This is a genomic window from Desulfovibrio sp., assembly GCF_047607245.1.
Lineage (GTDB): Bacteria > Desulfobacterota > Desulfovibrionia > Desulfovibrionales > Desulfovibrionaceae > Desulfovibrio.
In genome coordinates this window covers 1-12789 of the sequence record NZ_JASGDK010000172.1, presented here as the reverse complement: position 1 = coordinate 12789, position 12789 = coordinate 1, and the positions used below count along the sequence as shown (strand labels likewise).

General features: G+C 48.4%; 9 protein-coding genes and 1 pseudogene. 4 read left to right on the top strand and 6 right to left on the bottom strand.

The window, feature by feature from the left end; translation table 11 throughout:
* The 5 genes from QM579_RS12845 to QM579_RS12825 form a co-directional block, all read right to left on the bottom strand.
* On the bottom strand, positions 1–1799 hold a 1799-nt coding region (locus tag QM579_RS12845; RefSeq protein WP_414999530.1), incomplete at its 3' end, for a serine/threonine-protein kinase.
* Between the two features lie 716 nt (positions 1800–2515).
* Entirely contained in the window at positions 2516–2848 is a 333-nt protein-coding gene (locus QM579_RS12840) for a hypothetical protein (RefSeq protein WP_414999529.1), read from the bottom strand.
* A 544-nt stretch (positions 2849–3392) separates the two neighbouring features.
* Positions 3393–3776: a hypothetical protein gene (locus QM579_RS12835; protein ID WP_414999528.1), complete on the bottom strand. Its 384-nt coding sequence runs from the start codon at positions 3774–3776 to the stop codon at positions 3393–3395.
* The gene (locus QM579_RS12830) at positions 3731–3982 is read right to left on the bottom strand and encodes a hypothetical protein (RefSeq protein ID WP_414999527.1); all 252 of its coding nucleotides are present in this window, start codon (positions 3980–3982) and stop codon (positions 3731–3733) included. The genes QM579_RS12835 and QM579_RS12830 overlap by 46 nt, the downstream gene beginning before the upstream one ends.
* Positions 3983–3999: 17 nt before the next feature.
* Positions 4000–4893: a DUF6538 domain-containing protein gene (locus QM579_RS12825; RefSeq protein ID WP_414999526.1), complete on the bottom strand. Its 894-nt coding sequence runs from the start codon at positions 4891–4893 to the stop codon at positions 4000–4002.
* A gap of 535 nt (positions 4894–5428) precedes the next feature.
* Here QM579_RS12825 and QM579_RS12820 point away from each other — a divergent pair.
* From QM579_RS12820 to QM579_RS12805, 4 genes are all read left to right on the top strand, one after another.
* Positions 5429–7606, top strand: coding sequence for an AAA family ATPase (locus tag QM579_RS12820; RefSeq protein WP_414999525.1), 2178 nt, complete (start codon positions 5429–5431; stop codon positions 7604–7606).
* A gap of 460 nt (positions 7607–8066) precedes the next feature.
* On the top strand, positions 8067–10979 hold the full coding sequence (locus QM579_RS12815; protein WP_414999524.1) for a DUF927 domain-containing protein: 2913 nt from the start codon (positions 8067–8069) through the stop codon (positions 10977–10979).
* 139 nt (positions 10980–11118) lie between these two features.
* The gene (locus QM579_RS12810) at positions 11119–11373 is read left to right on the top strand and encodes a hypothetical protein (protein ID WP_414999523.1); all 255 of its coding nucleotides are present in this window, start codon (positions 11119–11121) and stop codon (positions 11371–11373) included.
* Between the two features lie 467 nt (positions 11374–11840).
* Positions 11841–12032, top strand: a complete 192-nt coding sequence (locus QM579_RS12805; RefSeq protein ID WP_414999522.1) for a hypothetical protein — start codon at positions 11841–11843, stop codon at positions 12030–12032.
* Between the two features lie 105 nt (positions 12033–12137).
* Here QM579_RS12805 and tnpA read toward each other — a convergent pair.
* Positions 12138–12518, bottom strand: a pseudogene (gene tnpA, locus QM579_RS12800) (IS200/IS605 family transposase); the annotation flags it as partial.
* Positions 12519–12789 lie beyond the last annotated feature (271 nt).

Genomic DNA, 12789 nt, shown 5'->3' with positions numbered 1-12789 from the left:
GGAAAAGCTTCCCATTTCTGCCTCAGTGGTGGGCATATATCCTTTGTTTCTTTCAGCGATTCTTTACCTGTCCCCAGCAGCATAAAAAAATGGCCATCGTCTGAATTCTCATAGCCCCATTCATCTGTCAGGCCGTAGGGTTCACCAAGACCAAGGCCGTTTTCACGGGCCAGTAGCCATTGCGGCACAGTAGGCAAGGCCCTGTTATAATAATGAGCGTACGCTTCAGCCCCCTTGGGGCTGACCCGCACAGCGGGGCGCTGTGCCATTTCTGGCGAAGAGAGCGTAAAAACACCGTCACGAAACAGAATAGGTTCATAGCCTTCGCGGATTTCTCCAAGAAGCATGTAAATGCCTTCGGGAGACTGCACGACGCTGTTCTGCACCGTGAGCGTGTCGCGCACGGAGTTAAGAAAATTTACAAAGCGTTCATTGGTCACGGGCCCTTCTTCAATATAAAAATCCTTGGCATCAGCCTGCTGCTGTCCGGCAATCGAAGATACCCAGGATGCGCCACCCCCGGCCGCCAGACGCATGACGGCCCCGTCAGATTCAGCAAGCCGTTGCGACTTGGGGTGGTTACTGCCGCTTGAATTATCAGCGGGCCGTGCAGGAGGAATCCTCTGGTCTTCAGGAGTAAGGCGAGTCGATCGGTCTGTTTGAGTCTCCTGAACGGCCTGCGCGACCTGAGCCGGAGCTTCCGTAGCTGGCTCGGGGGGCTGATTCAACAGATGGTGTAAGAGCAGGGCCATCCCCCCCATAGCGACAATCCCCAAGGCTGCATAGAGTGCACGCAGCCCTTTTTTGAGATTACGCTTTCCCTCCGCCTCAAACCCTTCTTCACTATAGCCGACAAGCGTGTCCAAATCCTGGTACAGGGTTATAGCATCAAGCGTTCTTTCCTGAACTTCTTCTGCGGTAGCGCTTTGGATGATGCTGTTGAGCGTTTGAAAAAAGTCCTTGTCCTCAGCAGGGCAAAGGCTCAAATCAAGTTTTGCCTGTTTGAAGGCCATCCGGTTTTTGTTGGCGACCTTGCCGTGCACAAGCTCCAAAAGAATTTTGCCAAGAGCGTAAATATCGGCCCGGGCATTCACAGATGCTCCGTCTTCAAACTGCTCTTTGGGCATATAAAAAATTGTGCCCAATACATGAAAAGTCTGGGTCATGCGAGATTGATTCTGAGCCCTGGCCAAACCAAAATCGGCTATCTTGGGGGTGGAACCATCAAGCATGATATTTTCTGGTTTGATATCACGGTGAATGACCCCGGAATCATGAACCGCAATTAACCCTTGCAGAACAGGCATAAAGTACTGTTTGAGCCAACTTGCGACTGCAGGCCTGTCCATGCCATACCCTTGTTCAGGCATTGTGCCGCGAAGCGTAGGACCGGGAATATACTCCATAACAATATATTCCAGATCTCCGCCATCAACAAAACATCTATCAAAATCAATCACCTGAAGAACATTAGGATGGCGAATACTCGCCATAACGCGTACTTCGCGACGAAAACGTTCACGCTCGGCTTCAAGTTCGCTTATATCATCTTTAAGGGAGTCTAAAAAACTGGAGGAAACAACCTTCAGCGCCACACTCCGATGGAGACTTTTCTGATGAGCGCGGTAAACGTCGCCCTTGCCGCCGGAGGCGATATGCTCAAGAATTTCCCATTTATCGTTGAGAATAAGGCCAGGCTTGAGAAGAGGTTTCAGGACGAGAATTTCACGGTTAACGGATGAACCGCAGTCTGAGCTAGTAGTGTTTATGCTTTTGCCAGGGGGTAAAGTGCTCGGCATGTCTGTCCTGTCCACCCTTGAAGTTGTATTTATGGATCCAGCAATGGCAACCGTATTGCCATATCTACGGTGAGCAAAAATAATGCCACTGAATAAGCGGCACTATCGTTGAAAAAATTCGAGATAGAGTTTCGTCAAGACGCAATAGTAAAACATGCTTTATAGTTGGCTGCGCACTTTCGGCTGACTACCTGTTCGAGTATTCATCAGTCGAGTTTTTTTATTACTATACCAACCTGAGTAATTTTTACTCGGATCGGTGGGGTGATTGTGCAATTTTCACGCGATGCAGCAACCTGCGAATCTGCAATTAGGGCAATTAATGATCCCTGCAAGCGCAAGGAAAATGATCTAGGCTCGCAGCAAATACGATTAGTAACTTAGTGGGGCACCCGCTTTGGAACTTGCTAAACGTCAGCCAGTTAAACGTTGTGTGGTCATCTCTGACTGTCATTCTTCCGCCTGTTTTGGGCTGCCTGCGAGTGCCAGTTACAAATAAAAATTCATTTTAAATTAAGCGCGCATCGCTGAACTTGCCGTTAGCGTCTCCAGTACACCCCTCAATCGGCAGTGCATCTATTTTGAGACAGTATGGCTTATATCAACGTGATGCACTGTTTTTTTAATAAAAATTTGCTTAAAATATATTTTTCAGAACTAGAATATCGAATTTAGAGCCTGTGCGTCTGCAAGTTCTTCAGCCAAGCCTTTCTTCATTAGGGCCAAGCCAGTTTTTCATCAGAACCGTCCCCTGTCAGTATGAGCAAGGCGAGAAAAGACGGTCCTGTATAAAATGTTACTGGATAGCAGCCCGCTTGGGACAGGCACTGACCGATAGCCTTGATGCGGCCATCATCCGGGTGAAGGCAATATGAGGAGCGGTGCAGGCTATTCTGGTCGGATTTTCCGGTGGTGACGGTGCGGCAGCTCTGCTGGCGACCAAACGACAGGATGTGCCCTTTCTGGGCACCATTACGGGCAATCTTGATACTGAAGGCTAGACGCAGTTGCAGGGCGTCAGCCCTCTTGCTGAGCTTCCTAAACCCCATGGCGGTGGGGGCATCGTTGAGGTGCCTGTCTTAACGGCATTTGAACTGTCACGAACGGTTATGCCGCCGGAAATCACCGCGAAGTTTTGCTGAGCAACGGGCCAGCCCCAATGCTGCGAATGGTGAATGATGTTGGGCATGTTGGTTCGTGGCAGGCGTACTGGGGCTATGAGGTCAATTCGAAAAATGAATATGGTGGATGAGACTGATGGGGCCGGGCTTGGCAGTACCGCTTGAACTCACAGTAGCCTTAGTTTTTTGCGAAGATAGGCCATGGCGACGCCCCTTGCTGTAGCCGATTTTGGAACCAGCCCTGACTCGCTCCCCTGGGCCTTTTTGCAGGGCGTCCTCATTGCTGAGAGTTTTTACGGAAATTAGCCCTCCTGTGATCCGTGCCAACTTTGCTCTGGACACCACAGGGGGTAGTTCTTTTTCGACAGATCTGAAAAGGTCTTCCGAGCCGATGCCTCCAGATCCTGGCCCGCGAATTGCCAGGAGCACTCTAAATGTTATTAGCTTTTCGTTTTTTTTGAATTCCTGATTCTTACACGGCGTGATTACGCTGAATAACTCTTTTGGCCGGAGAAAGAGGCAGGCGCGCGTTCTGATGCAGTGTGAAGGGCTTGGGGATGGCCCCGCATTCTTCAAGGGCATCCCGGACACTCTGAAAGCCGGTGTCAGGCGCCGCGCAGACTGAAAATTCAAGCGTAAAATCATCACGCAGGGCCACTGCGTAATCCAGGATTTCCGGCAGAGCGAACAAAATTTCATCCAGCATATGAATGGACAATCTGTCACCACCGGAAAAATGCAGATCATTGTCAAAGCGTCCGGCAATGCGATCAAGCCGAGGCAGGTCGCAACCGCAGGGGCACGCCGCGCTCAGAAGGCGTCCCCGGTCACCCGTACGATACCGTATGAGCGGCATATTGCTGGATTGAAAGCCAAAAGTTGTTCGCGGATTGCCCATTCGTACATGCTGGAAATAGCTTCAACAATAACGTTGACTGTTTTAATTGACAAAGTTGTGCTGTAGGGCATCGCAAGGATCTCTGCAATGCTTTTACCGCGATACTTGGGACTTTTCTTTCTGGAAGGAGGCAGTTTGCGTAATGTATCACGCAACTCGCGCATATCCTCACGCGTAACAGTTACTGCCGCCTTGTCCCAAGAAGGTCAACTAGATTTTCCAAACGGTTTGTATGGTCTTTTAAGGAGTGTTCCTTCCATGCTCCGTCAGCCAATCGTGTGGTGGTGTAGCGCTGCATCAGTTCGCTAATGAGGAGGGCAGGTTGCTGCGGATGTTTGTCTGAAGGCGGGGCAGTAATAGCGTTAGGTTCCACACGAGGGTAGGGGGTGCTTTCTGCGTTGTAGTACGCCTGTTCTGGCCCATAGTCGCCATTAATGCGTGCAGCCTGAATTTTTTTGAAAGCAACCTGCATGGACATATAGGCTTTGGCTATGCCGAGGGCGTTATCATGCCAAATTTCTTGAGGATCAAACACATTCTCAGCCAGGAGTTCCATGATGCTGAGAGGAAGCCATGTGGCAATATCAGCATGGTTCAGGTCGCTTTGACGTACTGCCGCAGCCTCCATAAACGCGCCATCAAGGCCAAGATTTTCCATTGAGCCGTCTGGATGCGTAATGCTCATAGATATACGTCCATCAGGTTGAGCATCGCAATCAAGCAGATAGCGCATGTAGCCGTTAAGACGTCTGCGGGCTTCGTCGCGTGTAACCGGGCATTTATCTGGCGCGCCAAGAATTTCGTCCAATCGCTGTTGCAAAAGCGCGCGTAATTCTTCTACTGAAGGCAAGGGAATGGCCTCCGTGATTTTGAGCAAATAAACGTGCAGGATTCGTGCGATCCGTAGTGCCTGAGCTCGATAGCCACGCAGGCTGATACGAATTTCAGAATGGTACATGCGTTGCCGCAATGGTTCTGGAAATCTGTAGCGATAGTAAAAGATTCCCTGTTTGAGGCAAAGGAAAGTGGGAGTTTTCCCTTGGCAGGTAGCGTTAGGGGAAGCAATCTGCGCCATAAATCGACTCGCTTGTGGCCCCGTTTGTGACCCTTTTGGGGATGGGGCGTATTTGGGGAGTCAAAAGGCCGGAAAGGCGCATTTCAAGCTAAGGAAAAACAAAAAAGGATTACAACTAGCTAGCTGTAATCCTTGATGTTTTTGTGGTGCCGAGGGCGGGACTCGACAGCGGAGCGAAAAGGACTCGAACCAACTGGCTGTATTGCTTGATAAGTTAAAAGAGTAGGGTAGTTATGGTGCCCCAGTGAGTGGCACACTCACACGCTGTGCCGCATACTCTTTTTTAGTCTATCTCTCCCTCCTCAGCAAGGGGCCTACACGCCCCTCTCACACTGAGCATTCGCCATTTATAGTCATGTCGAACACTATCCCGACAAGCGCTTTGCTATGCGCGGCGGCCTAACCTGTGTCCCGCATTCCATTTTTTGCAACAATGGCCTGCATAAATTGTTGACACACTGGAGGTAACAAATGAAGCTGTAGCTATTGAGATTTTTAATGGCGGCAGGTTGCTGCCTATCCCTATGGAGAGTTTATGCGCCAATTTACCCCGCGTTACCCAAAGGCATTCGGCCATCAAGCTTGGAGCCTGCATGGCTCTGTTGAAGATGCACTTATACAAGACTTGTTTTGGCGTAAAACTCAAATAAATCAAAATATTGTAATAAATATAGTAAAGATTATCGACAAAAATGCAAAACGAGATAACAGTGATATTTTCCTGTCCGATAATACTGCTATTTCCTTATATCCAGAAAGTTGCGGCGCATATACTACTGAAATGAAACGTCGAGTTGATCGGCTACAAGGAATTGGCAACGACAATAGGCAACCCATCTTAGATGCCGAAAAATGCCCTGCATCGGGTGGATATTACCTTGGCCCACTTTTTCAATGTAAAAAGGGATGGCTTCTCGAAAACGTCTGCTCTAACATCTTCCAGAGTGTGGATATACCTCTTACCCCAAAAGATCGTTACCTATTCAACCAGAAGGCCTCCCATTACTCCGTCCTGATGAAGGACAAAGACAAACAAAATGCGCACCAAGCCATACAAAATTCTTTCTTGATCGATTTTGGCTTTAAACGCTACAAAGTATATTGGTACTCTACCGAGGATGGAAGCACAGCATTTGGTATTGTGTATTTCTATAATGAATCAGGAAAGACTACCAAACTTCCGATATCTGCTTGGGAACCTGTTGAAAAATTTGATGGCAATGTTGTTTTTGACCTGCTTCATCCTAACAGCAACTGCCCCCTTTATGGTCTGCAGAACATCGCGGATTTGAGAAGTAGATCAAAATATGTCCTCATATGCGCAAATGAGGACATATGTGAAACTATCGAGAATGATCACGCATGGATCCCGAAAACGCTGCCAGTAACGACATACAGTGCTCTTGAATTAAGCGATTGGGCATCCTTGGGGTCAATGACGCCCATTATTTTCCCGGAAAATACTGTTGATGGGTGCCATGAGGCTTATAAGCTATTCTTGACGTTGCAGGCGCAGGGGTTGTCCCCCATTTTTTTGAAACGGCAAGCTAAAAAACTAACAAATCAGATTCAACATATTGTTAACCTTGCCCAAGATATTTCTCCTTTGGCGTTCCCGGATGGTGAATGCAGCCTTACTGAATTCGCAGAGCACTGCCGCCGTGAATTTGGTGTGGAGCCTCCGCAGGGGATTTTACCCCAAGGGCAACCTTTGCTGGAATTGCCTGGTGGTAAAAGCGATCCAGAGCCACTCCTGGAAAGGCTGCTTTCTTTGGGTGATCAGATGACATTAATTGCGCGGCGTGGCGAAGGAAAAAGTCTGTTTGCTCTATTGTTGGCCTTGTCCTTCGCCAATGGACATAAGGCGCTTAACGGACGTGTATGCCCTTCGCGTAAATACCGTGTGCTGCTGCTCGATGGTGAAATGCCCCCGAACAGGCTGAAAAAACGTGCTTGCTCAATTACCAAAGGACTTGGTTTGCCTGAGGATGCCGCAAATGAAATTATAGTCCGTTCATCAGTGCAAGAAAAAAAAGAGATACGGTTAGATACGGATGAGGGTTGGGAAGACCTGCTGCCCGACCTTGAAAAGGCAAACATTATTATTATCGACAGTTTATTCAAATTTTTCCCTTCGTGTATGTCAAGCGAAATTTCCAGCGCCACAGCACTCAATAATTTCTATGATTGGTGCAGAAAGCACGGAAAAACTGCAATAGTGGTCGATCATCAAGGCAAGAAAGGGGATACAGCATTCGGGACTATGGGAAAAGAAATGACTGTAGACGCCGTCCTGCAACTGAAAAGAAATAAGGATGCGATTGAGGCCACAGTAACAAAAAATCGCAACTTTGAATCCAGCACAAATTGCTGGGTTAAATACAGCATCAAAAACGAATCCGGCGGCATGACCTTCCAGCCCATTGACCAAGCTGCACTAGCTCTGTCTGCGGCAGTACTTCCGGCTGGAAAGGACGAAAGCATTGAAAATTCGAGTAAGAGAGCATCCGCCCGCAATAAGCCGGATATTGATCAGGCCATCCTTGATTATGTCAAGAAACATCCTGGTCAGTCACAAGGCGAAGTATGCGATGCTATTGTGGCTACAGGCATATGTAAGAGGGCAGCCGCTCACAATCATTACAAAGGGCTAAGGATTCAAAGCAAGATTACTGCTCCCGAGGAAGCTGACACCAGCCAAGCAGCAGAATAGTGAAACCCGTTAAAAGGTGCCTCCGGCTACGTATAGGCTCTCCTTGGGGTGAGGTCATGAGCATGTAGACATACACTGGAGACTCCATCCATGCTCCAAGGCATCTTCCTTGTACCCTGCGCGATATTCTTTCCCTCTCCTTTGATTGGGTAGGTTGGCATCTTCACGATCCATCTATATGCCTACAGATCCCCCTAAGGGGGGATCTGTAGGCATATAGATGGATCAGAAGAATCTACCAACCTGCCGTTCAAAGAAGGATATTTGATATTTTATAACGAAAAATGTGTTAGATTCTTTAAATTCCGCACAGCTCGCACACCACGCACAGCACAAAAACACACATCTGCAAAAACAAAATTAAAAAATACATTTCTGCTGATTAGTATATGTGTAATAGCCCGATGCAGACCATTTTGGCACTGAACGACTATCGCACGCATACTTATCAGGAATTGTCATGGAAAGCTTGAATGGATCGCCGACAGAGCAGAAGGAAGAGCGGATAGTCTACGCGGGTCATGCCGATCAGGAACACGCAGATTTTGCGGAAATGCCTCGACAATGGAGAGAATACTCTGCTTCAAAAGAAGGCATTAAAGAAGCTGTACGTGATGGTTATACCGCCATTTCCATTTACGAATTCAGCGGGCCTGTAGAAAAGGGCAAACCTCAGCCTATGCGCTATGGTGACATGGTGCTGGACTTCGATGCCAAGAAAGAACTGCTTGATAATGATGAAAATTCTCTGGGCAAGGTGGGTGATATTGATAAGGCACTTAAAGCTGTTCGTATTTTCAGCAGGCTGCTTAACAATAAATATGGCATAAACCCCAGCCATCTGCACTATTACGCCAGTGGCGGCAAAGGCTTTCATGTTGTTATCCCCCGTGAGCTTATCGGTTCAAAATCGGGAGATATTGAGTTGCCCGCTATTTATCGGCATATGCTGAGCCAAACTCTCAACATGTTCACAACTAAGAATCTCTGGGATGGCACAGTCCTTAATGCACTCAAAGAAAGCCGCAAACTGACCCCTGAAGACCTTTGCATCGACCCAAACGGTTTCAAGGGTGGCAAAGGCCAACTCATACGCCTGCCGCATATCCAGCGGGCCGATGGCAACTACAAGGTACCGGTCACGCACGATGAAATCATGCGTAACGACACTACGTTCTTTGAAAAAATCGTAGAATCAGATCGGCATATTAATTGTGAAGGAAATCGAGCTGATCTCGTGTGTGCTCCCATGCTGGAAGAAGCCTATTTGCAAGCCAAAAGGTTTGTTTGTCTTACTGCTGACAGGCGTAACGCCGGCAGCCAGGTTGCAAGCCTTGAAACAGAATGCGAATTTGTGACCTTCTGTGCCCAGCATGCGAATGAAATCTCAGAGCCGCAGTGGTTCGCGCTTGCCAGAATATTTGCTCATTGTGGGGCATTGGGGCAGAGAATGTTCCACCTGTACAGTCAATTTGATCCTCTGCGGTATCATGAAGCAGAGGCCCAGAAAAAACTGAATAACGCCAGAAGTTACTCACCAATCACCTGCAAAGAGATTCGCAAGGATTTCCCCTGTTCAGGCGACTGCCGGGTAAAATGCCCTATGGATCTTTATCGACGGAAGCTCGTTGAGTCCTCCGGAGTTGATGCCTTTGCCGTATTGCCAGAAGGGCTTGTATTTTATCCAGATGCCAGTGATAAAACCGTTTATGAAAAAGTTTCTTCACCAGTTGAAGTAAAGGCCTCTGCCCGTGACGCCGAAAACTGCAGTTGGTCAAAAATCATTGAAGTGCGCGACCCTGACGGCATACTTCATCAGTGCCTCGTGCCCTTCACATCCTTAAACGGTTCAGGCGAAGAAGCTCTTGCGCTCTTGTCGGAAGCTGGTTTGCTACTGGAACCTGGCAGGCCGCCCCGTCAGCGTCTCCTGCAATACCTTAACAAGGCAATCCCAAAGCAACGGGCTTTGATCGTTGAAAAAAATGGTTGGATTGCAAAGGCCAACAAATTCGTACCGTTTGATTTGGGGAGTCAGGACGGCCAGAGCGAGTACCTGTGCTCCCGCTTTCCATTGGCGTCCAAGCTGTTTGAGTTAAAGGGCACACTTGAAGAGTGGAAAAGCCATATAGGACTATATTGCAAAGGCAATCCACTTTTGCAGCTGACCATCATTGCAGCCCTTTCTGGCCCCCTGTTGACGTTTATGAGGCATTCGGGCTTTGGCATCCATTATTTCGGCTATTCTTCCAGTGGCAAGACTACGAACCTTTATATTGCGGGTTCTGTCACTGGTGGAGAACTGAAATCATGGCGGACAACAGACAATGGCCTTGAAGGCATCGCTGAGCAACATAACGACAACTGTCTGTTGCTTGATGAAATCAACCAATGTGACCCTGATGTCGTGGCCCAGGCAGCCTATATGCTTGCCAATGGCCAGGGGAAATCACGCTCCTCAAAGACCGGTGTCAGTCGTCGCGTGCCGACGTGGTATTTGATTTTTCTGTCTTCAGGCGAAGTGTCTATATCTGATCGTGCTGACCAGGGGTATCGAAACAAAGCCATGGCCGGGCATGAGGTGCGTGTCATCAGCATCCTTGCAGACGGCGGCACAGATCACGGTATATTCACGATTGTGCCTGACGGCATGTCTGCCGGAGAATTTTCCGACATGCTGGTGCAAAACAGTAAGGAATATCGCGGTGCCCCATTACTGGCTATGATTCAACACATCAAAGATGACAAGGACGGGATTTGTGACGCGACCAATGGACACATGGACAAGTTCCTTGACGGACTTGACCGCATCACCTTGTCATCACAATCCAAGCGGGTAGCCGATCATTTTGCCTTCCTGGCGGGTGTAGGTGAAATTGCCATACGTCTAGATATACTGCCATGGTCGGCTGGAGAAGCAAAGGCCGCTATGAAGCATTGCTTTGACTGGTGGCTCCGGGACAGAAATGGTGCGGTAGACTTTGAGATTGAAAAAGCAACAAATAGGCTCCTGTCTCAGGCCCGCGCTGAGTTTTACGGGCAAGTTGGCGATACCTACCCAGTCAAGAGGCTCACTACTGATAACCAAGACTGTTTTTTTATCCCCCGTTCATACACAGTAGCCGAGATCTGCAAAGATTTTCAGTACAAGGCTCTTGTCGCCAATCTGAAAGAGAAAGGGCTGCTGATTCTGACCAAGGACGGTGAAGTCCGAGAACAGTTCTGGCAAGGTAGCAACGACAATCGGCCCAGGGGGTTCGCCATTATTAAGGGCAAGCTGTATGACGAGTCTGTGCCTGACACCATGGATAATCTTCAGCCAACAGGAGGAAAATATTCAATTGAGTATCAGACCCTTGAAGATAATGATTTTTGAAACTGAGAAAATGTAGTGTGCGTGGTGTGCGAGTGTGCGGAAATTCTGATGCTGAGGGCAGTAGGAAAACCAAATTTCTACTGCCCTTCTCTATATAGTATGCCCACCACCACACAATTTAACCCGATGAGGTAACCACATGCGGTCACATCGCACGCACATCACCAATCTCTATGGCACAGATCGATTTTTCGATGCTTTGGAAAAAGAACTCCCACCAGTCTTCACGCGGGATGTTGCTTCCAAATGCATGGGGGGCCTTCTGGCCCCCAAAACCGTGTCCAATGCTGATGCCATGGGGACGGGACCATCAGTAAGGGTAAGAATTGGGAAAAAGGTTGCTTATGAGCGCACAAGTTTTATGCACTGGATCAAGCAAAAATTGAGCGTGTAGAGTCTCATTATGTGACCTCATTGCTCCCCAGCCTTTTTGTTCCACAAGGGCATTGGTTCAGAGGAGTTTTTCAAGTCCAGGTGGCCTTACCCCAGGTGGTTTTCAGAGCAGAACTGGCACGGATTACCAATGGCCTTATTTCCGCAAAGACATTCAGTAATGAAGACGACTTACAAAAAGTCCCGAAGGAGCGCGTCAGGGCTGACTCCAAAGTTGTCTACAGCAAAGCATCAACAATGGCCTATCTACGTAAGAAGTTAAAGCCATTGTAAATGCTCGCCCCCCCCGCGACATGGCCTTCAGCTATGAAACCGGAGACTTGCTGCGCCGTGACGACCTGTGCACCCTGTGCATTGACGCCCCCTTTGAAGGGTGGGAACATAAGGTTGGCCTTATCCCCAACGTGCTCACAGAACTGAACCCCGACCCCAAAAACTGCGTGGACGTGCTTTGCGGGGCCGCCCATCATGATCAAGTTTACTGTGCAGGCTCTGGGAGAACTGAACTTTGCTCTCGAGAACATCGTCACCACCTTTGAAAAGCGCATGAAGTGTGGCATCGGCATCTGTGGCCGCTGCCACATCGACGGGCGCTATGCCTGTGTGGACGGCCCGGTGTTCACCTGGAAGGAACTTCAGGAACTGCCGCCGGAAATGTAAGACTGTCCTGAATGTTTGATGAAATAAAAGGCCCCCTCGGTTATGCCGAGAGGGCCTCAGATGTATTCTAGTTGGCGTTTTTGCAAATTGATATTTGTATTTTTGTTACTTACGCCCCGTATACAGGCTACGCGGGCACGATAGACTTAGTTGGTCGTCAAGTTTGTCAGACTCAAGCTGATGCTTAATATCGTCCTGAATCTTAGCCTTGTTCTTTCCAATTGTACCAACATAATACCCATGACACCAAAATTCTCAATTGCGCTATTTGAATTTTAAACCGCCAAACTGTTCATAGGTTGTCAAGCTAATTTTATACTTTAACTATCCAATGAAATTATACAATATAATTTGGGGAGAAATTTCGAGCAACATATGAATATGGTCAGGGTAGCATCCTGTTTCGACTATTTTCATGTTTTTCCATTCACACAGCTTTCGCAAAATTTCACCAATGGTTTTTTTCCCGTAGAACATCTGATGACGCTACGCGCGCGCCGTCCTCAGCAAGGGCAGAGGGCTGAAGGGGCTTTCTCTGGCGGGTGTGGTGAGTTAATTTCAGAGTTTTACCTGACCTCACATGATGCCAGTCAGCTTACTGATAGGCTCTGGTGATGGTGATAAATGCTCCGGGCAACGCGTAGGGAAGGTTAACAGGTCTGTGTACTCGTTAGAAGGGCATACGCACCTGTTCCAACCATGCCCGTTATTTCATGGCGCGTATGGCAAACATGGGTACCGGGTTGTAAGTCTCGTC